At 54.5% G+C, this 22,833-nt stretch carries 19 protein-coding genes and 6 tRNA genes; 22 read left to right on the top strand and 3 right to left on the bottom strand.

Annotation, left to right across the window (positions count from 1 at the left end; genetic code table 11):
- The first annotated feature begins 60 nt into the window (after positions 1 to 60).
- From KGP16_RS07540 to KGP16_RS07500, 9 genes are all read left to right on the top strand, one after another.
- On the top strand, positions 61 to 813 hold the full coding sequence (locus KGP16_RS07540; protein WP_021805320.1) for an HAD-IIA family hydrolase: 753 nt from the start codon (positions 61 to 63) through the stop codon (positions 811 to 813).
- Between the two features lie 258 nt (positions 814 to 1,071).
- Positions 1,072 to 2,031: an IS110 family transposase gene (locus tag KGP16_RS07535; protein ID WP_059199085.1), complete on the top strand. Its 960-nt coding sequence runs from the start codon at positions 1,072 to 1,074 to the stop codon at positions 2,029 to 2,031.
- A gap of 462 nt (positions 2,032 to 2,493) precedes the next feature.
- On the top strand, positions 2,494 to 4,158 hold the full coding sequence (gene asnB, locus KGP16_RS07530; protein WP_021805321.1) for an asparagine synthase B: 1,665 nt from the start codon (positions 2,494 to 2,496) through the stop codon (positions 4,156 to 4,158).
- 217 nt (positions 4,159 to 4,375) lie between these two features.
- Positions 4,376 to 4,452 (top strand) — tRNA-Met (locus KGP16_RS07525).
- Positions 4,453 to 4,461: 9 nt separating this feature from the next.
- Positions 4,462 to 4,546 (top strand) — tRNA-Leu (locus KGP16_RS07520).
- 29 nt (positions 4,547 to 4,575) lie between these two features.
- A tRNA-Gln gene (locus KGP16_RS07515) sits at positions 4,576 to 4,650 on the top strand.
- 42 nt (positions 4,651 to 4,692) lie between these two features.
- Positions 4,693 to 4,767, top strand: a tRNA-Gln gene (locus tag KGP16_RS07510).
- A gap of 35 nt (positions 4,768 to 4,802) precedes the next feature.
- Positions 4,803 to 4,879 (top strand) — tRNA-Met (locus KGP16_RS07505).
- Positions 4,880 to 4,897: 18 nt separating this feature from the next.
- Positions 4,898 to 4,972 (top strand) — tRNA-Gln (locus tag KGP16_RS07500).
- 89 nt (positions 4,973 to 5,061) lie between these two features.
- Here the strand turns inward: KGP16_RS07500 and ubiF are convergent.
- Positions 5,062 to 6,243 (bottom strand): 3-demethoxyubiquinol 3-hydroxylase, encoded by a 1,182-nt coding sequence (gene ubiF, locus KGP16_RS07495; RefSeq protein WP_223501099.1) that lies wholly within the window; start codon positions 6,241 to 6,243, stop codon positions 5,062 to 5,064.
- A 176-nt stretch (positions 6,244 to 6,419) separates the two neighbouring features.
- Here ubiF and miaB point away from each other — a divergent pair, with 176 nt between their 5' ends.
- The 11 genes from miaB to rihA all read left to right on the top strand — a co-directional run bounded on the left by miaB (position 6,420) and on the right by rihA (position 17,165).
- Complete coding sequence (gene miaB / locus KGP16_RS07490; protein WP_021805323.1) at positions 6,420 to 7,844, top strand: tRNA (N6-isopentenyl adenosine(37)-C2)-methylthiotransferase MiaB; 1,425 nt, start codon at positions 6,420 to 6,422, stop codon at positions 7,842 to 7,844.
- A 94-nt stretch (positions 7,845 to 7,938) separates the two neighbouring features.
- Positions 7,939 to 8,274 carry a zinc ribbon domain-containing protein YjdM gene (locus KGP16_RS07485; RefSeq protein ID WP_021179990.1) on the top strand — a complete coding sequence of 112 codons (336 nt, stop codon included), beginning with the start codon at positions 7,939 to 7,941 and terminating at the stop codon, positions 8,272 to 8,274.
- Between the two features lie 224 nt (positions 8,275 to 8,498).
- The gene (locus KGP16_RS07480; protein WP_021805324.1) at positions 8,499 to 9,554 is read left to right on the top strand and encodes a PhoH family protein; all 1,056 of its coding nucleotides are present in this window, start codon (positions 8,499 to 8,501) and stop codon (positions 9,552 to 9,554) included.
- Complete coding sequence (gene ybeY, locus KGP16_RS07475; protein WP_021179992.1) at positions 9,551 to 10,024, top strand: rRNA maturation RNase YbeY; 474 nt, start codon at positions 9,551 to 9,553, stop codon at positions 10,022 to 10,024. Before KGP16_RS07480 ends, ybeY begins: the two co-directional genes overlap by 4 nt.
- An 81-nt stretch (positions 10,025 to 10,105) precedes the next feature.
- Positions 10,106 to 10,984, top strand: coding sequence for a CNNM family magnesium/cobalt transport protein CorC (gene corC / locus KGP16_RS07470; protein ID WP_021179993.1), 879 nt, complete (start codon positions 10,106 to 10,108; stop codon positions 10,982 to 10,984).
- Positions 10,985 to 10,991: 7 nt separating this feature from the next.
- Positions 10,992 to 12,521: an apolipoprotein N-acyltransferase gene (gene lnt, locus KGP16_RS07465; RefSeq protein ID WP_094982647.1), complete on the top strand. Its 1,530-nt coding sequence runs from the start codon at positions 10,992 to 10,994 to the stop codon at positions 12,519 to 12,521.
- 363 nt (positions 12,522 to 12,884) lie between these two features.
- Positions 12,885 to 13,781, top strand: a complete 897-nt coding sequence (locus KGP16_RS07460; protein WP_021179995.1) for an amino acid ABC transporter substrate-binding protein — start codon at positions 12,885 to 12,887, stop codon at positions 13,779 to 13,781.
- Positions 13,782 to 13,988: 207 nt separating this feature from the next.
- On the top strand, positions 13,989 to 14,729 hold the full coding sequence (locus tag KGP16_RS07455) for an amino acid ABC transporter permease (protein WP_021179996.1): 741 nt from the start codon (positions 13,989 to 13,991) through the stop codon (positions 14,727 to 14,729).
- Positions 14,729 to 15,403 (top strand): glutamate/aspartate ABC transporter permease GltK, encoded by a 675-nt coding sequence (gene gltK / locus KGP16_RS07450; protein ID WP_059200136.1) that lies wholly within the window; start codon positions 14,729 to 14,731, stop codon positions 15,401 to 15,403. Before KGP16_RS07455 ends, gltK begins: the two co-directional genes overlap by 1 nt.
- On the top strand, positions 15,403 to 16,128 hold the full coding sequence (locus KGP16_RS07445; protein WP_021179998.1) for an amino acid ABC transporter ATP-binding protein: 726 nt from the start codon (positions 15,403 to 15,405) through the stop codon (positions 16,126 to 16,128). The genes gltK and KGP16_RS07445 overlap by 1 nt, the downstream gene beginning before the upstream one ends.
- Before the next feature lie 104 nt (positions 16,129 to 16,232).
- On the top strand, positions 16,233 to 17,165 hold the full coding sequence (gene rihA / locus KGP16_RS07440) for a pyrimidine-specific ribonucleoside hydrolase RihA (protein ID WP_021805328.1): 933 nt from the start codon (positions 16,233 to 16,235) through the stop codon (positions 17,163 to 17,165).
- Positions 17,166 to 17,220: 55 nt separating this feature from the next.
- On the opposite strand, the gene KGP16_RS07435 is transcribed toward rihA, so the two are convergent.
- Complete coding sequence (locus KGP16_RS07435) at positions 17,221 to 18,396, bottom strand: IS4 family transposase (RefSeq protein WP_059199164.1); 1,176 nt, start codon at positions 18,394 to 18,396, stop codon at positions 17,221 to 17,223.
- A 649-nt stretch (positions 18,397 to 19,045) separates the two neighbouring features.
- Between KGP16_RS07435 and KGP16_RS07430 the strand changes: the two genes are divergently transcribed.
- Positions 19,046 to 19,441 (top strand): hypothetical protein, encoded by a 396-nt coding sequence (locus tag KGP16_RS07430; protein WP_094983090.1) that lies wholly within the window; start codon positions 19,046 to 19,048, stop codon positions 19,439 to 19,441.
- A 53-nt stretch (positions 19,442 to 19,494) separates the two neighbouring features.
- Here the strand turns inward: KGP16_RS07430 and KGP16_RS07425 are convergent, their stop codons facing one another.
- Complete coding sequence (locus KGP16_RS07425; RefSeq protein ID WP_021180000.1) at positions 19,495 to 19,977, bottom strand: zinc ribbon-containing protein; 483 nt, start codon at positions 19,975 to 19,977, stop codon at positions 19,495 to 19,497.
- 268 nt (positions 19,978 to 20,245) lie between these two features.
- Between KGP16_RS07425 and leuS the strand changes: the two genes are divergently transcribed.
- Complete coding sequence (gene leuS / locus KGP16_RS07420) at positions 20,246 to 22,828, top strand: leucine--tRNA ligase (RefSeq protein ID WP_059200133.1); 2,583 nt, start codon at positions 20,246 to 20,248, stop codon at positions 22,826 to 22,828.
- The last annotated feature ends 5 nt before the right edge of the window (positions 22,829 to 22,833 follow it).

Here is a 22,833-nt window from a genome sequence, read left to right as displayed (position 1 = left end):
GTTTGGCAGGGATGCACTTCTGGCTTTTTTGCCCTGCCGTTTATCATGAGACCAGCAACAATGACTATCAAAAACGTGATATGTGACATCGACGGCGTGCTGCTGCATGACAATACCCCGATCCCTGGAGCCGATCTGTTCCTGGCTCGTATTCAGGAGCAGGGAATGCCGCTGGTGGTGCTAACCAACTACCCATCGCAAACCGCCCAGGACCTGGCCAACCGCTTTGCCGCCGCTGGCCTGGACGTGCCAGAAAGCGCTTTTTATACCTCAGCGATGGCGACGGCCGATTTCCTGCGCCGCCAGGAAGGTAAAAAAGCCTATGTGGTGGGCGAAGGCGCACTGATCCACGAACTCTACAAAGCCGGCTTTACCATCACCGATATCAACCCGGATTTCGTGATCGTGGGTGAGACCCGTTCCTACAACTGGGACATGATGCATAAAGCGGCCTTCTTCGTGAACAACGGGGCGCGATTTATCGCCACCAACCCGGATACCCACGGCCATGGTTTCACTCCCGCCTGTGGGGCTTTATGTGCGCCGATCGAGAAGATCACCGGCCGTAAACCGTTTTATGTCGGCAAGCCTAGCCCGTGGATTATCCGCGCCGCGCTGAACAAGATGCAGGCACATTCGGAAGAGACGGTGATTGTCGGGGACAACCTGCGCACCGATATCCTGGCTGGCTTCCAGGCCGGGCTGGAAACCGTGCTGGTGCTGTCTGGCGTCTCAAACCTGGACGATGTTGAATCCATGCCGTTCCGCCCGAGCCATATCTTCCCTTCCGTGGCGGATATCACCATTTTTTAAGCCGCAAGCAATGGCCCCTCACCCTAACCCTTATGTCTTGATCTTCTCCGCCTTAGCGGAGAAGATCCCCGACTGATCATCGGGAGATAGCCGGTGAGCTCCCCCTAACCCTAGTGCCTATGAGCCCGTGGGAGAGATTGTGCCCCGGCTGTCTATTTCCCTGTCGCCTTGTAGACCGAACGGTATCCTGTGCCTATGAGCACCTACATATAAGGATGGTCCGGCGATAAATTTCAGACATGGTTATGGAGTGCCATAATGCGTAGAACCCCTGTCGGCGTTGATATCGCTAAACACAAATTTGATGTCGCCGTACTGCTGGACAATCAGAAGTATAAAACCAAAAAGTTTGCCAATACCCCTTCTGGATGCCGCGAGTTCGCAGCCTGGTTGAGCCGCTTTGGCGACTGTCATGTCTGTATGGAAGCCACCGGGAGCTACAGCACGGAACTGGCCACTTATCTGGCAGACAACAACTACCACGTCAGTCTGATGAACCCGGCGTGTATCCATTCCTTCGGCAATACAGAACTGGCCCGGAACAAAACGGACAAAAGCGATGCAGCGATGATAGCCCGCTACTGCGCACTGCATCAGCCTGCCCCGTGGTTCCCAGCCCCGTTGAGCGAGCGCCAGTTGACCGCGTTGGTCAGGCATCTTAAGAACCTGGAAGAGATGCGTCAGATGGAAGAAAATCGCCTGGAGGTGGCCGAAGCAGTCATCGTCCCTTCACTCAATGAGCACATCGCCACGTTGGATGAACTGATACGAGAAACGAAAAAGAAAATCAGTCAGCACATCGATGATAACCCTGACCTGAAACGGGACAGCGAGTTGCTAAAAAGTATCCCTGGAGTGGGAGAGATGCTGAGCTCCAGCCTGCTGGCCTTCGCAGGAAACCTGCGTCGGTTCACCAGCAGCAAGGCCCTGGTAGCGTACGCAGGACTGAATCCGCAGCGATGTGAGTCGGGGATGTTTAAAGGGAAAAGCCGGTTATCGAAAGTGGGGCACGGTGAGCTGCGAAGTGCGTTATACATGCCCGCGGTAGTGGCAGGCCAATACAATGTTGTGGTTAAAGACTTAACAGAAAGGCTGAAGTTGCGTGGGAAGTCGGGCAAAGAAAGAGTGTGTGCGGCGATGCGAAAGTTGCTGCAACTGGCCTATGGTGTGGTGAAATCAGGAAAGACATTTAATGCGGAAATACCGCTTGCCGGATAGCCGACAAGACGGTATCTCTCCCACAGGGAGAGGGGACCGATCCAGTTCGCTGATGTTTTGGCGTTCTTCCCTCAGTAGCAAAGGTTCGCCTTAAACATCCCCCTTATTGCAGATCAAACTTCTGCACGTGACAACGACTCTGCGCTGGCTCCCTCTCCCTGTGGGAGAGGGTTGGGGTGAGGGGAAACATCGATCATCAAAATGTCTGAAAATTTATCTCGCCCTCGCCTCATTCGGTAATAAATTAGATATTCGTCAATTTTTACCGATAAAAAATGCATATCCGCTAATTTTAGCACCCCACCCCAAGACTATTTTTCAGCGTAACGTTAAATCGCTTGCATCTACCTCAGCTTTTGACGCATTTTCATTATCAGAAGGCAGCAAAGCCGCACCGTTACTGAACATGCAGGCACGCTGTACATCACATCACCGCCATAAAATGTCGTTAGGAGAGTTTGTATGTGTTCTATTTTCGGTGTGCTCGATCTGAAGTCCGATCCGGTTGAATTGCGTAAAAGAGCGTTGGAACTGTCGCGCCTGATGCGCCATCGCGGCCCAGACTGGTCCGGCGTTTTCGCCAGCGATAAAGCCATTCTGGTTCACGAGCGCCTGTCGATTGTTGATGTGAATAACGGTGCTCAACCGCTTTACAACGCCGCGCACACCCACGTATTGGCGGTTAACGGTGAAATTTATAACCATCAGGCCCTGCGTCAGCAACTGGGTGAGCATTATCAGTTCCAGACCGGCTCCGACTGCGAAGTGATCCTGGCGCTGTATCAGGAAAAAGGCCCGAACTTCCTGGACGATCTGCAAGGTATGTTTGCCTTTGCCCTATACGACACTGAAAAAGACGCCTACCTGATTGGCCGCGACCACCTCGGCATCATCCCGCTGTATATGGGGCATGATGAGCACGGCAACCTATATGTCGCTTCTGAGATGAAGGCGCTGGTGCCGGTCTGCCGCAGCATTAAAGAGTTCCCGGCGGGCAGCTACCTGTGGAGCCAGGACGGTGAAATCCGCGAATACTACCAGCGTGACTGGTTCGACTATGACAACGTCAAAGACAACGTCACCGATGCCAACGCCCTGCGCAACGCGCTGGAAGAGTCGGTCAAAAGCCACCTGATGTCCGACGTGCCTTATGGCGTGCTGCTCTCCGGCGGGCTGGATTCCTCGGTGATCTCTGCCATCACCAAAAAATATGCCGCACGCCGGGTAGAAGATGATGAGCGCAGTGAAGCCTGGTGGCCACAGCTGCACTCCTTCGCCGTCGGGCTGGAAGGTTCCCCGGATCTGCGTGCGGCTCAAGAGGTCGCTAACCACCTTGGTACCGTCCACCATGAAATCCACTTCACGGTACAGGAAGGCCTGGATGCCATTCGCGATGTGATCTACCACATCGAAACTTACGACGTCACCACCATCCGCGCCTCCACGCCGATGTACCTGATGTCACGCAAGATTAAAGCGATGGGCATCAAGATGGTGCTGTCCGGCGAAGGGGCTGATGAGGTGTTCGGCGGCTACCTGTACTTCCATAAGGCGCCAAATGCCAAAGAATTCCACGAGGAAACCGTGCGTAAGCTGCTGGCGCTGCATATGTACGACTGCGCTCGCGCCAACAAAGCGATGTCTGCCTGGGGTGTAGAAGCCCGCGTGCCGTTCCTGGATAAAAACTTCCTGGACGTGGCGATGCGCATCAACCCGCAGGATAAAATGTGCGGCAACGGCAAGATGGAGAAGCACATTATTCGCCAATGCTTCGAGTCTTACCTGCCAGCTAGCGTGGCCTGGCGCCAGAAAGAACAGTTCTCCGACGGTGTCGGTTACAGCTGGATCGATACGCTAAAAGAAGTCGCTGCCAAGCAGATTAGCGATCAACAGCTTGAAACCGCACGTTTCCGCTTCCCGTACAACACGCCAAACAGCAAAGAAGGCTACCTGTACCGCGAAATTTTCGAAGAACTGTTCCCACTGCCAAGCGCAGCGGAATGTGTCCCTGGCGGCCCTTCCGTAGCCTGCTCGTCGGCAAAAGCCATTGAATGGGACGAATCCTTCAAAAAGATGGACGACCCATCAGGCCGCGCCGTAGGCGTACACCAATCCGCTTATAAGTAAACCGTCAGCGCTTTACCTTCGGCGGGCCTGATGGCCCGCTTTTTTGTGGATGTTTTCAACCGTTAATGGCCTAATCTGCCGAATTTATCACCATAATGTTCACAACCCAGTCAAACAACCCGTTCAGTCGCTTTTTCGGGAAAAAACTTGTTGACGCAAATCGGCCATATACGCATAATGCGCCCCGCAACGCCGATGAAGGTTGAGCGAAAAAGATGGCTACGTAGCTCAGTTGGTTAGAGCACATCACTCATAATGATGGGGTCACAGGTTCGAATCCCGTCGTAGCCACCAATCTTTTTTGCGGGAGTGGCGAAATTGGTAGACGCACTAGATTTAGGTTCTAGCGCCGCAAGGTGTGCGAGTTCAAGTCTCGCCTCCCGCACCATTTTCTTTCATCGTCGTGCATGCAGCAGGTGGGGTATCGCCAAGCGGTAAGGCACCGGTTTTTGATACCGGCATTCCCTGGTTCGAATCCAGGTACCCCAGCCATCTTTTTCAGGATGGGGCGCTGTAACAATTTGATTGTGTTATTGGGGTATCGCCAAGCGGTAAGGCACTGGTTTTTGATACCAGCATTCCCTGGTTCGAATCCAGGTACCCCAGCCATACAACGCAATTGAAAGTCACAAAGATTAGTAAATGGCTACGTAGCTCAGCTGGTTAGAGCACATCACTCATAATGATGGGGTCACAGGTTCAAATCCCGTCGTAGCCACCATGCTGTCTGTTTTACATTTGGGGTGTCGCCAAGCGGTAAGGCTCTGGTTTCTGATACCAGCATACCCAGGTTCGAATCCTGGCACCCCAGCCAAATTTAGAAAAGCTCGCTTCGGCGGGCTTTTTGCTTTTCTGCGTTTCTACGTTTGGATAAATGGGCGCAACATTCGGCGCCCCATGTCATCACAGACCTAATGCATACTTCAGCGCCCGCTCTTTCAACTTGCCCGCCCTTTCCGCCACCATCAACGCCAGATTGCGCGCCACGCCCAGCGGAGCCAGGTTATTGCTGAACGCGGTATAAAACAGATCCATGCCGCTTTGCATCAGCAGGTTATCGGTACGACGACGGCGCTGATAGCGCATCAGCACCTCTTCACTCGCCCAATCCTCTCCATGCTCACGGGCGTCGGCCACGATCTCCAGTAACGCATCCACATCGCGATAGCCAAGGTTCACCCCCTGCCCGGCCAGCGGGTTGATGGTATGCGCAGCATCGCCGAGCAGCACCAGCCCGGATTGCACATAGCGTTGCGCGTGACGGCGCACCAGCGGGAATGATCCGGCGGCATGAGCCTTTACCGTGCCCAAGCGGGAGGGGAAAGCCGCCGCAATCTCTTGTTCGAGTTGCGCCATAGGTAACGCCTGCAACTGGCGAATACGCTGCGGACTGTCATACCACACCAGCGTTGCCCACTGGTCGTACAACGGCAGAAACGCGCGTGGACCAGAGGGGAGGAATTGCTGCCAGGTCACATCCTGCTGCGGTTGATCGGTTTCCACGGTGATCAACATGCAAGACTGACGGTATTGCCAACCGCTGGTGCCAATCGCCGCCAACTTGCGCACCTGTGAGTGAGCACCGTCGGCACCCACCACCAAACGCGCCTGTATGGCCTCTGACGAGCTTAATGTCACCTGCCATTGGTCATCGGCTCGATGCATCGCCTGCAGCCTGGCAGGGCAGTACAGCGTTAAATTCTCGCACTGTACCAACTGCTGCCATAGCGCGAGCTGCAAAATACGGTTCTCGACCATAAAACCCAGTTCTGGCAGTCCTAGCGTTGCAGCATCAAACGCCACCCGTGATGACTCCCATTCCCAGGTTTCCAGCCTGCGGTAGGGTGCCGATCTCATCTGCAACACCACAGGCCAGGCATCAAGCTGCTGCAACAAGCCAACGGAGGTGCAGCCAATAGCGGAGATCCGCAGGTCCGGCGGGCTTTGGGGATCGAACGTATCGGGAGCCTCATGCTCTAACAAAGCGACCGATAACCCGGCGCGAGCCAGCCCCAGTGCGGCAGCGGCTCCCACCATCCCACCGCCAACCACCACGGCATCAAAGCATTTTTGTGAAGTGTTCATTTTGGCTATACTTTTGGTTAAAAGGGCATCTTGGTTCAGTGTACCGGATTTTTAATCTGGCTTCAGGTCGCATGCTACTGCCACTCCGCTGGTCACCAGCGCGCCAAATGATTACAATGGCCTTCCTGCATGGCGCGTAACGCAACTTTCTCTCCGCACTGAGTAATGGCAAGTCAATGACGAAAAAACTACATATCAAAACCTGGGGCTGCCAGATGAACGAGTACGACTCATCGAAAATGGCAGATTTACTGGGAAGCACACACGGCTTCGAGTGGACTGAAAACGCTGAAGAAGCGGATGTGTTGCTGCTCAATACCTGCTCGATCCGCGAGAAGGCGCAGGAAAAGGTTTTCGCGTTGTTGGGCCGTTGGAAGCAACTGAAAAAGAACAACCCCGATCTGATCATTGGCGTCGGCGGCTGCGTTGCTTCACAGGAAGGGGAACATCTGCGCCAGCGCGCGCCCTGCGTTGACATCGTTTTTGGCCCGCAGACATTGCACCGCCTGCCGGAGATGATCAACCACGTGCGCGGTTCGCATAGCCCGATCGTGGACATCAGCTTCCCGGAAATCGAAAAGTTCGACCGCCTGCCGGAACCCCGTGCCGACGGGCCAACCGCCTTTGTCTCAATCATGGAAGGCTGCAACAAATACTGTACGTTCTGCGTGGTGCCTTACACTCGCGGTGAGGAAGTCAGCCGCCCAAGCGATGATGTGCTGTTTGAAGTCGCTCAGTTGGCCGCCCAAGGCGTACGTGAAGTGAACCTGCTGGGCCAGAACGTCAACGCCTATCGTGGCGCAACCTTTGATGGCGGCATCTGCTCATTTGCCGAACTGCTGCGCCTGGTGGCCTCCATCGACGGGATCGATCGCATCCGCTTTACCACCAGCCACCCGATTGAGTTCAGCGATGACATTATCGCGGTGTATGAAGATACGCCCGAGCTGGTCAGCTTCCTGCATCTGCCGGTACAAAGCGGTTCAGATCGCATTCTGACCATGATGAAACGCGCCCACACGGCGCTGGAATACAAAGCGATTATCCGCAAGCTGCGTCAGGCTCGGCCCAATATCCAGTTCAGCTCCGATTTCATTGTCGGTTTCCCAGGGGAAACCCAGGCCGACTTTGAACAGACCATGAACCTGATTGCCCAGGTGAATTTCGACACCAGCTTCAGCTTTATCTACTCTTCGCGCCCCGGCACTCCGGCGGCAGACATGGTTGACGACGTCAGTGAGGAAGAGAAAAAACAGCGACTGTATCTGCTGCAAGAACGGATCAACCAGCAGGTGATGCAATTCAGCCGCCGTATGCTGGGCACCGTGCAGCGTATTCTGGTCGAGGGCACCTCACGCAAGAGCGTGATGGAACTCTCTGGCCGCACCGAATGCAACCGGACGGTCAACTTTGAGGGCACCCCAGATTTGATCGGCCAGTTCGTCGACGTCGAAATTACTGAAGTGTTAACCAACTCTCTGCGCGGTACCCTGGTCCGCACCGAACAGCAGATGGAACTGCGCGTGCACCAATCCCCTCAAGCGGTGATTGCACGTACCCGTAAGGAAGATGAGCTGGGCGTCGGTAGCTACCAACCCTGATCGCCCCGCCACCTTGGCATTTTCCTTTTTCTCTGCCGGGCAGTCATTGTCCGGTAATTTTGTTTTTTTATTTTGATTATGAGGCGACACAATAATGCAACTCCCACACTGCCCGAAGTGCAATTCCGAATACACCTACCAGGATAACGCCCTGTTCATCTGCCCTGAGTGCGCCCATGAGTGGAGCGACAGCGCTGCCGTTGAAGATGCCGATACCCTGATTGTCAAAGATGCCAACGGTAACCTGCTGGCCGATGGCGATGCGGTGACCGTGGTCAAGGATCTGAAGGTCAAAGGCAGCTCTTCCATGTTGAAGATCGGCACCAAGGTGAAGAACATCCGCCTGGTCGAAGGCGATCACAACATCGATTGCAAAATCGACGGCTTTGGCCCGATGAAGCTGAAATCCGAATTTGTGAAGAAGAGCTGATTTCCGCTGTTAACCTGCTGTTGGGCCAAACTATTTGGCCCAATTCTGCCCCCTCCCCCCTTGAATTCCCTTCGCTGCGCACAGATAGATCAGAGGTAAACTTGCGCCAGTGCGGTACACCATGAATAATTCAGGGTAGAGCTGTTCGGGGGTTGCCCTGAATGCCCGCGCTGAAATCGCGTTACGTGACATCAACCAGGCCCTGTTGAGCCTTGAGGAATCGTTTGAACGTCGCAACACAAGAAATCCTGTTGGAGCCCGCAGACAACCAACGCCTGTTGAGCCTGTGCGGCCCGTTTGATGACAACATCAAACAACTCGAACGTCGGCTGGGGATTGAAATCAACCGCCGTGACAACCGTTTCAAGCTGGTCGGTAAAAACCTGTGCGTGGTTGCCGCCGCTGATATTCTGCGCCATCTGTATGTGGATACCGCGCCGATCCGTGGCGTGACCCCAGATATCGATCCGGAACAGATCCACCTGGCCATCAAAGAGAGCCGGGTGCTGGAGCAGGTGGCAGAGAGCGTGCCGGATTACGGCAAATCGGTCACCATCAAGACCAAGCGCGGCATGGTGAAGCCCCGCACGCCGAATCAGGCGCAATACATCGCCAATATTTTCGCCCATGACATCACCTTTGGCGTTGGCCCGGCGGGTACCGGTAAAACCTATCTGGCGGTTGCGGCTGCGGTAGATGCGCTGGAGCGCCAGGAAATCCGGCGTATCCTGCTGACCCGCCCGGCGGTTGAAGCTGGCGAGAAGCTGGGCTTCCTGCCGGGGGATCTGAGCCAGAAAGTCGATCCGTATCTGCGCCCGCTGTATGACGCCCTGTTTGAAATGCTGGGCTTCGAGCGCGTGGAAAAGCTGATCGAGCGTAACGTGATCGAAGTTGCGCCGCTGGCCTACATGCGTGGCCGTACGCTGAATGACGCCTTTATCATTCTCGATGAAAGCCAGAACACCACCATCGAACAGATGAAGATGTTCCTGACGCGTATCGGTTTCAACTCGAAAGCGGTGATCACCGGCGACGTGACCCAGATCGACCTGCCACGTAATCAGAAATCCGGCCTGCGCCATGCGGTGGAAGTGCTGTCTGAGGTGGAAGAGATCAGCTTTAACTTCTTCCACAGCGAAGACGTGGTGCGCCACCCGGTAGTGGCCCGTGTGGTGGTCGCCTATGAAGCCTGGGAAGCCGCCGAACAAAAACGCAAAGACGCCATCGCCGAACAACGTAGACGTGAGGCACCGGTTGCCTCCGAACAGGAAACACCATGAGCCAGGTTATTCTGGATTTACAAATTGCCTGCGCCAGCAGTGAAGGATTACCGGATGAAGCCACCTTCCAGCGTTGGCTGGAAGGGGTATTGCCACAGTTCCAGGAAGAGGCCGAAGTCACCATCCGCCTGGTGGATGAGGCGGAAAGCAATGAGCTGAATCTGACCTATCGTGGTAAAGACAAGCCCACCAACGTGTTATCATTCCCGTTCGAGGCACCTCCGGAAGTCGAACTACCGCTGTTGGGTGATTTGATTATTTGCCGTCAAGTGGTTGAACAGGAAGCGGTTGAGCAACAGAAAGCGCTGGAAGCACACTGGGCGCATATGGTTGTTCACGGTAGCCTTCATCTGCTAGGGTATGACCACATCGAAGACGATGAAGCCGAAGAAATGGAATCTTTGGAAACCGAGATAATGCAGGAGATGGGTTACCCAGACCCTTACCTCGCGGAAAAAGATCCCACCTGATGTTAGCTGAGCACCCCGCAGCCCCGATTGGGGCTGTCGCTAATTTTGATAACTCAATAGAGTGATATTAACTAAAACGCCATGAGCGACGACCATTCACAAAGCAATGACAGCCCCAGTCCCAAGAAGGGGTTCTTTACTCTTATCCTTAACCAGCTGTTCCACGGTGAACCCAAAAACCGTGGCGATCTGGTAGAGCTGATCCGTGATTCCGAGCAAAACGACCTGATCGATCCCGATACCCGTGACATGCTGGAAGGCGTGATGGATATCGCCGAGCAGCGCGTGCGCGACATCATGATCCCGCGCTCCCAGATGGTGACGCTCAAGCGTAACCAAACGCTGGAAGAGTGCCTGGACGTGATTATCGAATCCGCCCACTCGCGCTTCCCGGTGATCAGCGAAGATAAAGATCACATCGAAGGCATTCTGATGGCCAAGGACCTGCTGCCGTTTATGCGCGCAGACTCCGAGCCGTTCAGCATCGACAAGGTGCTGCGTACCGCCGTGGTGGTACCGGAAAGCAAGCGGGTTGACCGGATGCTCAAGGAGTTCCGCTCCCAGCGTTATCACATGGCGATTGTCATTGATGAATTTGGCGGTGTCTCTGGCCTAGTGACCATCGAAGATATTCTGGAGCTGATTGTCGGGGAAATTGAGGACGAATATGACGATGAGGAAGATCGTGACGTTCGCCAACTGAGCCGCCACATGTTCACCGTGCGGGCGCTGGCGCCTATCGAAGACTTCAACGACACCTTCGGCACCCATTTCAGCGACGATGAGGTGGACACCATCGGCGGTCTGGTGATGCAAGCCTTCGGCCACCTGCCTGCGCGCGGGGAAACCATTGAAATCGAAGGTTACCTATTTAAAGTTGCGATGGCCGACAGTCGACGTATTATCCAGGTTCATGTCAAAATTCCGGACGACGCCCCGCAACCGAAACTGGAAGAATAACTTATCCATGGCTAAAGCCTCATTACTTGATCGCCAGCGGGTTCGCGCCCTGCTGGCGCTGTTGACCGGTGCCTGTGGCACGCTGGCCTTCTCCCCTTACGATATCTGGCCTGCAGCGATTGTTTCGCTGTGCGGCCTGCTGGCCGTAACCCTCAACCGCACGACCAAACAATCCGCCCTGCTCGGTTTCTGCTGGGGCATGGGGCTGTTCGGTAGCGGCGTGAACTGGGTTTACGTCAGCATTGCCGACTTCGGCGGTATGCCGTTTGCCATCAATATCTTCCTGGTCGTGCTGCTGGCCGCCTATCTTTCGCTGTATACCGGGTTGTTCACCGGTTTACTGACGCGGATCTGGCCACGTACCACCTGGTGGCGGCTGGCCATTGCCGCCCCGGCGCTATGGCAACTGACCGAGTTCCTGCGCGGTTGGGTGCTGACCGGTTTCCCCTGGTTGCAATTTGGTTATACCCAGATCGACGGTCCGCTGAAAGGCATTGCGCCATTGCTCGGCGTGGATGCGATCACGCTGATCCTGATGTCCCTTAGCGGCCTGCTGGTCTTTGCCCTCAATCAGCGGCGCATCACCCCGGCGGTCATTGCTATCGCCATGCTGTTACTGCCGTGGCCGCTGCGCCAGATCCACTGGTTTACGCCGCAGCCGGATAAAGCGGTGAACGTCGCCATGGTGCAGGGCAATATCGAGCAGTCGATGAAGTGGGATCCGAAGGCGTTGCTCAGTACGCTGCAAACCTATCTGGATGAGAGCCGTCCGTTGATGGGCAAAGTGCCTATCATCATCTGGCCGGAGTCCGCCATTCCCGATGTAGAGAGCAATCAGAACGGTTTCCTGACCATGATGGACGATCTGATGCGCGCCAAGAACAGCAGCCTGATCACCGGTATCGTGGACGCTCGCGCTACCCAGCAAGGCACGCAGTTCTTCAACAGCGTGATCGTGCTTGGCGAGGAACAGCCTTACAGCTACCCGGCAGCCAATCGCTATGACAAACATCACCTGGTGCCCTTTGGTGAGTTTGTGCCGTTGGAAACGCTGCTGCGCCCGTTGGCTCCGTTATTCGACCTGCCGATGTCCTCGTTCAGCCGTGGTAACTATGTGCAGCCGCAGCTCAGCGTACGCGGTTATAACCTGACGGCAGCCATCTGCTATGAAATCGTGCTGGGCCAGCAGGTGCGCGATAACTTCCGTCCGGATACCAACTTCCTGCTGACCGTGTCCAACGATGCCTGGTTCGGCCACTCCATCGGCCCATGGCAGCACTTCCAAATGGCGCGTATGCGTTCATTGGAACTGGGCAGGCCGTTGCTGCGTAGCACCAATAACGGTATCACCGCCGTCGTTGGCCCAACCGGCGAAGTGTTGGCATCCATCCCACAGTTCACCCGCAAAGTGCTGGAAGTGAAGGTGACACCCACTACCGGCATCACGCCATATGCCCGCTTTGGCTCTGCGCCAGTGTGGATCATCACCGTGCTGCTGGGTGGCATCGCGCTGCTCATTAGCTGGCGCCGCAGGTAAGTTCTCTTTGGGCACGGTGCCTTACCGTGCCCTCTTCATTTCTTGTTGCCCCCTCCCTTCTGATGTTTCTGGCATGCTCCTTGCTTTAATTACCCTGTAGAACGTTGCTGATTTACTTTAACTGACATCTTGTCGCATCCGTGCACAACTCCAGCGCAAGTCTCGCACCTCGGTGGTGCATCAGGGGTTTATTGCATTCATTTGGTGCGCGTGATGTCTCAAAAAATGAAACAACTTAGTTTCATCTTGTTCACAATCGGTTATTTTCTATCGTAAATCGGCATTAGGACTATCTTTATAGCTTAGCCGTATTAACCCGCCCTCCCTGAGTGCGGGCAATCACAACAGCACAGGAGTTGGACCATGCAAATGCGCAAATTGGCGTTATCGTTACTGCTGATCGGAATGGCGAGTAGCGTAGCCCATGCGGAAGAACTGACCGGTACGCTGAAGAAAATCAAAGATAACGGCGTGATTGTTGTTGGCCACCGTGAATCCTCAGTTCCGTTCTCCTACTACGATAATCAGCAGAAAGTTGTGGGTTACTCCCAGGACTATTCCAACCAAATCGTTGATGCCATCAAGAAGAAATTGAACGAGCCCAATCTGCAGGTGAAAATGCTACCGATCACCTCGCAAAACCGCATTCCACTGTTGCAAAACGGCACCTTCGATTTTGAGTGTGGCTCGACCACCAACAACCTCGAGCGCCAGAAACAGGCTGCCTTCTCTGATACCATCTTCGTCGTCGGTACCCGTCTGCTGGTCAAGAAAGGCTCCGACATCAAAGACTTTAAAGATCTGGCCGGTAAAGCCGTGGTCGTCACTTCAGGCACCACTTCCGAAGTGTTGCTCAACAAGCTGAACGACAAAGATCAGATGAAAATGCGCATCATCAGTGCCAAAGACCACGGCGATTCCTTCCGCACCCTGGAAAGTGGCCGTGCAGTGGCGTTTATGATGGATGATGCCCTGCTGGCGGGCGAGCGCGCCAAGGCCAAACAGCCGGATCAGTGGGAAATCGTTGCCACTCCACAGTCCAAAGAAGCCTACGGCTGTATGATGCGTAAAGACGATCCACAGTTCAAAAAGCTGGTGGATGACACTATCGCTCAAGCTCAGACCTCTGGCCAGGCAGCTAAATGGTTTGAGGTTTGGTTCAAACAGCCAATCCCACCAAAAAACCTCAACATGAACTTCGATCTGTCCGACGACATGAAGCAGTTGTTTAAAGAGCCGAACGACAAAGCACTGAACTAATAAAAAATCAAGCCAGCCAAGCTGGCTGCTGTAGATGACCGTAATAGGACAGACAGGTATGCGGGAGGCCGTTCCCCTCCCGCATTCTTTCCTCAACACGACTCAAGGCACACCAAAAAGCCAGCCTGACTGGCGTGCGCCACGATTGCACGGTCATCAAGTTGTAAGGTTTGTAAGGTGTTTTGCACCTGTTTGCCGGAGTTAGTTATGTCAATAGATTGGAACTGGGGTATCTTTCTGCAGCAGGCCCCGTTTGGGAATACCACCTACCTAGGCTGGATCTGGTCCGGCTTTCAGGTTACGGTCGCCCTCTCCGTCTGTGCGTGGATTATTGCCTTCTTTGTCGGTTCACTGTTCGGTATCTTGCGTACCGTGCCCAACCGTTTTCTCTCCTCACTAGGTACCTGTTACGTCGAACTGTTCCGTAACGTGCCGCTAATCGTGCAATTCTTTACCTGGTATCTGGTGATGCCGGAGCTGCTGCCAGCCGATATCGGCATGTGGTTCAAGAGCGAGCTCGATCCCAACGTGCAATTCTTTGTTTCTTCCATGCTGTGCCTTGGGTTGTTTACCGCTGCGCGCGTTTGCGAGCAGGTGCGTGCCGCAATCCAATCCCTGCCCCGCGGCCAGCAGGCTGCCGGGCTGGCCATGGGCCTGACGCTGCCACAAACCTATCGCTATGTGCTGCTGCCCAACGCCTATCGAGTGATCGTGCCACCGATGACCTCGGAAATGCTCAACCTGGTCAAAAACTCCGCCATTGCCTCAACCATCGGGCTGGTGGATATGGCCGCTCAGGCCGGGAAGCTGCTGGATTACTCCGCACACGCCTATGAATCCTTTACTGCCATCACCCTCGCCTATGTCGCTATCAACGCGGTCATCATGCTGTTTATGCGTATTGTCGAGAAGAAAGTGCAGTTACCTGGCCATATGGGGAGTAAATAATGTACCAATTTGATTGGGGATCGATTGTCCCAAGCTTCCCGTATCTGCTGCAGGGGCTGGTCGTCACGCTGAAAATTACCGTGACGGCTATTGTGTTCGGTATCCTCTGGGGCACCGTTCTGGCGGTGATGCGCCTGTCGTCGATCAAGCCGATCAGCTGGTTTGCGGCGCTGTACGTCAACCTGTTCCGCTCCGTACCGCTGGTGATGGTGCTGCTCTGGTTCTATCTGGTGGTTCCAAGCTTATTACAACAAGTTCTTGGGCTGTCACCGAAAACCGATATTCGCCTTATCTCGGCTATGGTAGCCTTTTCGCTGTTTGAAGCCGCGTACTACTCGGAAATTATCCGGGCAGGCATTGAAAGCGTCTCGCGCGGTCAGTCCTCTGCCTCACTGGCGTTGGGCATGACCCAGTGGCAATCGATGCGGCTGGTGATCTTGCCGCAGGCGTTCCGCGCCATGGTGCCGCTGCTGCTGACCCAAGGGATCGTGTTATTCCAGGATACCTCGCTGGTATACGTACTTAGCCTGGCCGACTTCTTCCGCACCGCGTCAACCATTGGTGAGCGTGACGGTACACAGGTGGAAATGATCCTGTTCGCCGGTTTGGTCTATTTTGTTATCAGTCTCGCCGCCTCGGCGCTGGTAAGCTATTTGAAGAAAAGGACTGTTTGATGATATCCCTGAAAAATGTTTCTAAGTGGTACGGTCACTTTCAGGTTCTGACCGACTGCACCACCGAAGTCAAAAAAGGCGAAGTGGTGGTGGTCTGCGGTCCTTCCGGCTCAGGCAAATCGACCCTGATTAAAACCGTCAACGGGCTGGAGCCGATCCAGAAAGGCGATATCGAGGTTAACGGTATTCAGGTCAACAACAAGAGCACCAACCTGGCGCAACTGCGCTCCAAAGTGGGGATGGTGTTCCAGCATTTTGAACTGTTCCCTCACCTGTCGATCATTGAAAACCTGACGCTGGCGCAGGTCAAAGTCCTCAAGCGCGACAAGGCCGCCTCACGCGATAAAGCCTTGAAGCTGCTGGAGCGCGTGGGCCTGTCGGCACATGCCGAAAAGTTCCCAGGGCAGCTCTCTGGTGGCCAGCAGCAGCGCGTGGCGATTGCCCGTGCGCTGTGTATGGATCCGATCGCCATGCTGTTTGATGAGCCCACCTCCGCGCTCGATCCAGAAATGATCAACGAAGTGTTGGACGTAATGGTCAAGCTGGCGCAGGAAGGGATGACCATGATGGTGGTGACCCACGAAATGGGCTTTGCCCGTAAGGTAGCCCATCGGGTGATCTTTATGGATGAAGGGAAGATTGTGGAAGACACCAATAAGGATGACTTCTTCAACAACCCGCAGTCAGAACGTGCCAAAGACTTTTTGGCCAAAATCCTGCATTGATTTACCAGATGCGCCCTGCCCCCCAGGGCGCATCAATAGTGCTTGTTTCTTTCGCACTTTCCCCCGATCCTCAAAGCATAATGATAACGCTGAAGGAGAAAGTGATGTCCCGCCCTATTATTATCGATTGTGATCCAGGCCTTGATGACGCTATTGCCCTTGCCATGGCGCTACGTGCCCCTACGTTGGATGTTAAAGCCGTCACCACTTCCGCCGGTAACCAGACGCCGCAAAAAACCCTGCATAACGCACTCGGCCTGCTGACGCTCATGCAACGGCAAGATGTTCTGGTCGCTGGCGGTGCCGCCAAGCCCTTGATGCGCGATCTGGTCATTGCCGATTACGTGCACGGTGATACCGGGATGGGCAACACCCATCTGCCAGTACCGGATTTTCAGCCAGTCAAGCAAACTGCGGTCGAGTTAATTGCCGATCTGCTACGTACCAGCCCAGAGCCGATTACGCTGGTGGTCACCGGCCCGATGACCAATATTGCCTTGCTGCTGTCACAGCACGCAGAGTTGAAAAGCAAGATTGAACGCATCGTGTTTATGGGCGGTGGGCTGAATGCTGGCAACACCACGCCGGTGGCCGAATTCAATATCTACGTCGATCCGGAAGCGGCCGAAATTGTGCTGCAATCCGGCGTGCCTCTAACCATGGCCGGGTTGAACGTCACCCATCAGGCATTGGTGTTACCACAGGATATCGAGCGCATCCGTAGCATTAATAATCCGGTGGCGGCAGCGGTAGCCAGCATGCTCGATTTCTACCTGCCGTTGTATCTCAGCCACCCGCGCGGCCTGCCGGGTGCCGCCATGCACGATCCTTGCACCATCGCCTGGCTGCTGGCCCCGGAGTTGTTTGAAAGCCGTGAGCTGTGGGTGGGTGTGGAGACCCAAGGTCACTACACCGTGGGCATGACGGTAGTGGATGAGTTTGGCCAAAACGGTAAACCGGCCAACGTCGAGGTGTTGACCCATATCAACCGCCAGGGCTTTATCGATCTGATGGTCGAGTGTGTTTCACGTTACTAAATGACCCCTCACCCTAACCCTCTCCCACAGGGCTGAGTGATCCCCAGTAATATGGTCAGCATCCCATGACCATATTACTGTACTCATTCCCTAACTTTTTCAGCATATTAACTATATTCATCCGTCTCACTATTCCCGCTCTGTCTCTCAGGACCTCACCAGCAAGCCTCAGATACGACAGGATCCGTCTCCCTTTCTCACTATTTGCCTGATAATGCCTATGAAGTTGTTTCTTTTCCGCCATATACCCCGTCAGCCACATCACCAGGCTGGCCATCGCTGCCACTACACTCAGAACCGCCAGGCGACCCCAGCCCTGGCTGCGGCTTAGTCTCAGCCCATATCCGAAGCGCGGACTTTTTTCGTCGCGGAAGTTCTGCTCTATCTGCATCCGACGACTGTACAGGGTCATTATCTGATGAGGCTCCAGGCCTTCAACATTACTGAACAGCAACCACGGTTCCTGAGCGCTACTTCGATGCTCTTTCTCCGTTTTTGACCGTCTGCCTTTTCCGTGACGTCCCGCCGATGGGCGCTTTTGCAGATAAAAGCTACCGTAACAAGGCATCCTCGGCTTACGAGCAAGTACACCGTAACCGACTTTTATGGGAGTGCTCTCCGCCTGCAAGTCACTGATTTTCATCCAGCGGGTGCTTCCTTCCAACTGGAAGCAGACGAGCCCTCTGACCCTGCCCGTAAAACACCAGCCCAGTTGGCTTATGTGCCTGAACCAGTCAGTTCTGAAGCCCGCATCCGTGATTATTGTGACGGGTTTTCCGTCGGGAATGGCCGCGTGGAGACGGTCAAGGAAGGCGCACTGAACCTGGCTGTTTTGTGCCAGCCAGGCGGGCACCACTTCGCTCATCAGAGGGAGGGAACGGCCATTACAGACTAGGCTTGCTCGCAGCAGATGCCAGTTTTTGTCATGCCATCCGCTCCAGTCGACAGCAATAACGCAGAACGGCATCAGTGAGGTGATAGACCGCGTAAGCATCTGTTGAATAAGGGGAAGTTCGTGATGAATAGCGGTATTACCGAGGGCCCGATCGACACGTTTAATTTTATTTTTGACGTGAGCTCTGCCTGGAAGCGAACGGCCGAGACTGGTTAGCGTCAAGTCAGCGCCGTTGCAAAGTGCAATGGCCATAGAGATAAGTACATTGATCCGAAAGGAATGAATACCACGTAAAGACGCGGAGAAAAATTTCTGGCAAACTGTTTGTAAAGGCACGATGAGGTCTCTTCTGTTTTGTTAGCGCAACCAGTAGATCACACTTCATCGTGCCTTTCATTTTTTTGTGGGGATTCCTCAGCCCACAGGGAGAGGGAACCGATCGAGCGGGCCTGAAAATACGGTGATGCGCCTTAGATAAGAGGACTCGCTGATTTTTCTGCATAATACCTTTACTCCCTACTTCCCGAAGCAGCACGAACCAACCACGCGCTCCGAACAGCCCCCTCGCCCTTTGGGAGAGGGTTGGGGTGAGGGGACAGAACGTGCCACATCCTCAACTACGTTATCTACATCAGTCCTGTAACAAACTAACACCTGCAACTGAGCACAACTCCGAACCCGCTTTTTACCGCTACGCCGAGGCCTCTGGCAGGTGAGGATTATGCAGGTTAGCCAACCGCTGAGCGCAAGGAGGCGCGATTGCGAGCCCCCATGAACGGGTTTACGGCGTGTCGGCGTTCTGCATAATCCCCAGCTGAAGTACCGTCACAATCAGCTACTCACCGTAGACATCATACCGACGTCAAGGTGCTAGCCCATATCAACCGATTGGGCTTTATCTCGACATAGAGCAATAACTCCGGACTGGTTTACTTTCGTCCGATAAAACAAGACAATGCAGCCACAATGATACAGGGAGAGACGAATGAAAGGATATTTTCGCAAGTTACTGATCGGTTTGCTAGCCGTCGTTATTGTGGCCGCGGCACTGTTTTTTTGGGTCCGGTATGAACTTAAGCAGGATGCCACACTAGCTTTTAACCAAAACAGCATCGTCAAAGAACATCTAGGTGAAGTGACCATAGAAGAACTCGGTCTGAGTCAGTTTGCACCAATGAGTAACTGCCAGGATGATTGCGACCACTATCTGGTAAAGTTGAAAGGTGAAAAAGCTAGCGCTGCCGCCGTTATGGACTTTGCAAAAGGGGATACTGAACTCTCCTATGCGATATTGTGCCTGGCTGACGGCACCAATATCGCCCTGACGGAAGATGCGCAGATTCTGGTGCAAAATAACAGAGGGGACTCCCCCTGCCAGTGATGCTTTCTCAATAAGCTGTAAATTCCCCTCATGCAACATGAGGGGAAATCGCCTTAAGGCTCAAACGGCCGGCGTTGGAACTGATCGTGGCCGCACTTCGGGCACAAAGGCAGCACTTCCGGGGTATAGAAAGCCAGATGGTGATGGCATTTCTCACACACCAGATTACCCAGCCCGACCACTTCGCCGCTGTGGTAGACACCGTGATGGCTGACATCCTTAAACACCTCACGCCACTCCAACTGGGTTTTATCGGTGATATCCGCCAGTTCCTGCCACAGGCTTTCTTTAATCACGCGCATAAACACGCTGTCGGTGAATTCCTCCCGGCTCTCTTGATAGCTGCGGGCGAACTCTTCCAAATCGCGGCGCACCGCCCGGGTCAACTGCTCCACTTCCGTACGGCTGAGTTCCTCCACCTCGTTCAAACGTTTCTCGGCGCTGGCGACCAATTGGTCAATGTCACGCTCACCGTTCTTTAAACGTTCCGTCAGTGATGTCACCAACTCGCGGTAATACTGAGCAACCTTGTTCATAGCTTCTCCTCGATGAACTACTGCGACAGGACTTCTCCCCTAAAACTACTCGTTATTATTTTAGTCGTAAATCACTGATGTGGCTTGGCTAGGTGAGGTTTTGGCAGATTGTGAGTCACATCATGGCACAGATATTTTTTTAATACGTCGAGTCAGACCGCTTGGTGTTGTTGCTGGCAGGTCTTATCAGCTATGCTATGCAGATCTAAAGATACTCACAGAATGCTACGGATGTAGCTGTTACACACCTACAGGACCATCGGCCGCCATGCAAGAGCAATACCGCCCCGAAGAGATAGAATCGAACGTACAGCTTCACTGGCAAGAGAAGCAAACTTTCAAGGTTACCGAAGACGCCAGCAAGGAAAAGTATTACTGCCTATCCATGCTGCCATACCCTTCTGGTCGTCTGCACATGGGTCATGTTCGGAACTACACCATTGGCGACGTGATCTCCCGCTACCAGCGTATGCTGGGCAAAAACGTGCTACAGCCAATTGGCTGGGATGCGTTTGGCCTGCCAGCCGAAGGCGCGGCGGTAAAAAACAAAACCGCACCGGCCCCTTGGACCTACGACAACATCGACTATATGAAGAACCAGCTGAAACTGCTGGGCTTCGGCTATGACTGGGATCGCGAGATCGCCACCTGCGATCCTGACTACTACCGTTGGGAGCAGTGGTTCTTCACCAAGCTGTACGAAAAAGGCATGGTCTACAAGAAGACTTCGGCGGTGAACTGGTGCCCACACGATCTGACCGTACTGGCCAACGAACAGGTTATCGACGGCTGCTGCTGGCGCTGTGATACCAAGGTTGAGCGTAAAGAGATCCCACAGTGGTTTATTAAAATCACCGATTACGCCGATCAACTGCTCAACGATCTGGACACGCTGGAAAGCTGGCCAGAGCAGGTGAAAACCATGCAGCGAAACTGGATTGGCCGTTCCGAAGGGGTAGAAATCACCTTCGACGTTGCCGACAGCGCTGAGAAAGTCACCGTTTACACCACCCGCCCAGACACCTTTATGGGGGCTACCTATGTCGCCGTTGCCGCAGGTCACCCGCTGGCACAGCAGGGCGCAGTCAACAACCCGGCGCTGACAGACTTCATCGACGAATGCCGCAACACCAAGGTTGCCGAAGCCGAAATGGCCACCATGGAGAAGAAAGGCATGGCCACCGGCCTGTTTGCCATCCATCCGTTGAGCGGTGAGAAGCTGCCAATCTGGGTCGCCAACTTCGTCCTGATGGAATACGGCACTGGCGCGGTAATGGCCGTCCCTGGCCACGATCAGCGTGACTGGGAATTCGCCACCAAATACGATCTGCAGATCAAACCGGTCATTTTGAACCTGGATGGCAGCAAGCCAGACGTCAGCGCCGAAGCGATGACCGAAAAAGGCACCCTGTTCAACTCCGGTGAATTCGACGGCCTGGATCACCTGGCAGGCTTTAACGCCATCGCCGACAAGCTGGTGGCCAAAGGCGTCGGCCAGCGCAAGGTGAACTACCGTCTGCGCGATTGGGGCGTGTCCCGTCAGCGCTACTGGGGGGCTCCAATCCCAATGGTCACTCTGGAAGACGGCACCGTAATGCCAACGCCAGAAGACCAGCTGCCGGTCATCTTGCCGGAAGATGTCGTGATGGACGGCATCACCAGCCCGATCAAAGCCGATCCCGAGTGGGCAAAAACCACCGTTAACGGCCAGCCGGCGCTGCGTGAAACCGACACCTTCGACACCTTTATGGAATCTTCCTGGTACTACGCGCGCTACACTTGCCCGCAGTACGATAAAGGCATGCTGGATCCGGCTGCGGCCAACTACTGGCTGCCGGTCGATCAATATGTTGGCGGGATCGAACACGCCATCATGCACCTGATGTATTTCCGCTTCTTCCACAAGCTGATGCGTGATGCTGGCCTGGTCGATTCAGACGAGCCTGCCAAACGCCTGCTGTGCCAAGGCATGGTGTTGGCCGATGCCTTCTACTACACCGGCACCAGCGGCGAACGCGTCTGGGTATCTCCGGTTGATGCCACCGTCGAACGCGACGAGAAAGGCCGCATTGTCAAAGCAACCGATCCTGAAGGCCGCGAACTGGTCTATGCTGGCATGAGCAAAATGTCGAAGTCGAAGAACAACGGCATCGACCCGCAGGTGATGGTAGAAAAATACGGCGCGGATACCGTGCGTCTGTTCATGATGTTTGCTTCCCCAGCCGAAATGACGCTGGAATGGCAAGAATCTGGCGTTGAAGGGGCAAACCGCTTCCTCAAGCGCGTCTGGAAACTGGCTTACGACCACGTTGAGCAAGGGGCGGTTCAGCCACTGAACGTCAGCGAGCTCAATGAAGATCAGAAAGCCCTGCGCCGCGACGTGCATAAAACCATCGCCAAAGTCACCGACGATATCGGCCGCCGCCAGACCTTCAACACCGCCATCGCCGCCGTGATGGAGCTGATGAACAAACTGGGCCGTGCGCCGCAGGAAAGTGAACAGGATCGCGCGCTGCTGCAAGAAGCCTTGCTGGCCGTGGTACGTATGCTGTATCCGTTCACACCGCACGTCTGCTTCACCCTGTGGCAGGCGTTGAACGCCGAAGGCGACGTAGACACGGCACCATGGCCGGTAGCTGACGAAGCCGCCATGGTGGAAGATTCCAAACTGGTGGTGGTACAGGTTAACGGCAAAGTGCGGGCAAAAGTCACCGTGCCAGCCGATGCTACCGAAGAACAAGTGCGTGAGCGCGCCGCCCAGGAACATCTGGTGGCCAAATATCTGGAAGGGGTCACGGTACGTAAAGTGATCTATGTTCCAGGCAAATTGCTTAACCTGGTTGTGGGTTAACTCAA

Origin of the sequence: Serratia sp. JSRIV006 (assembly GCF_019968685.1) — a bacterium.
Taxonomy (GTDB): Bacteria; Pseudomonadota; Gammaproteobacteria; order Enterobacterales; family Enterobacteriaceae; genus Chania; species Chania fonticola_B.
The sequence above is the reverse complement of the archived record's forward strand: the minus strand, read 5'-3'. Positions and strand labels throughout refer to the sequence as shown.

Bases quoted from the DNA above. Each gene is read 5' to 3' on its own strand.
- KGP16_RS07540 (WP_021805320.1), top strand. From the start codon at position 61: ATGACTATCAAAAACGTGATATGTGACATCGACGGCGTGCTGCTGCAT.
- KGP16_RS07460 (WP_021179995.1), top strand. From the start codon at position 12,885: ATGCAAATGCGCAAATTGGCGTTATCGTTACTGCTGATCGGAATGGCG.
- gltK (WP_059200136.1), top strand. From the start codon at position 14,729: ATGTACCAATTTGATTGGGGATCGATTGTCCCAAGCTTCCCGTATCTG.
- corC (WP_021179993.1), top strand. From the start codon at position 10,106: ATGAGCGACGACCATTCACAAAGCAATGACAGCCCCAGTCCCAAGAAG.
- KGP16_RS07455 (WP_021179996.1), top strand. From the start codon at position 13,989: ATGTCAATAGATTGGAACTGGGGTATCTTTCTGCAGCAGGCCCCGTTT.
- KGP16_RS07430 (WP_094983090.1), top strand. From the start codon at position 19,046: ATGAAAGGATATTTTCGCAAGTTACTGATCGGTTTGCTAGCCGTCGTT.
- miaB (WP_021805323.1), top strand. From the start codon at position 6,420: ATGACGAAAAAACTACATATCAAAACCTGGGGCTGCCAGATGAACGAG.
- KGP16_RS07485 (WP_021179990.1), top strand. From the start codon at position 7,939: ATGCAACTCCCACACTGCCCGAAGTGCAATTCCGAATACACCTACCAG.
- KGP16_RS07425 (WP_021180000.1), bottom strand. From the start codon at position 19,977: ATGAACAAGGTTGCTCAGTATTACCGCGAGTTGGTGACATCACTGACG.
- ybeY (WP_021179992.1), top strand. From the start codon at position 9,551: ATGAGCCAGGTTATTCTGGATTTACAAATTGCCTGCGCCAGCAGTGAA.
- leuS (WP_059200133.1), top strand. From the start codon at position 20,246: ATGCAAGAGCAATACCGCCCCGAAGAGATAGAATCGAACGTACAGCTT.
- KGP16_RS07445 (WP_021179998.1), top strand. From the start codon at position 15,403: ATGATATCCCTGAAAAATGTTTCTAAGTGGTACGGTCACTTTCAGGTT.
- lnt (WP_094982647.1), top strand. From the start codon at position 10,992: ATGGCTAAAGCCTCATTACTTGATCGCCAGCGGGTTCGCGCCCTGCTG.
- KGP16_RS07535 (WP_059199085.1), top strand. From the start codon at position 1,072: ATGCGTAGAACCCCTGTCGGCGTTGATATCGCTAAACACAAATTTGAT.
- asnB (WP_021805321.1), top strand. From the start codon at position 2,494: ATGTGTTCTATTTTCGGTGTGCTCGATCTGAAGTCCGATCCGGTTGAA.
- rihA (WP_021805328.1), top strand. From the start codon at position 16,233: ATGTCCCGCCCTATTATTATCGATTGTGATCCAGGCCTTGATGACGCT.
- ubiF (WP_223501099.1), bottom strand. From the start codon at position 6,243: ATGAACACTTCACAAAAATGCTTTGATGCCGTGGTGGTTGGCGGTGGG.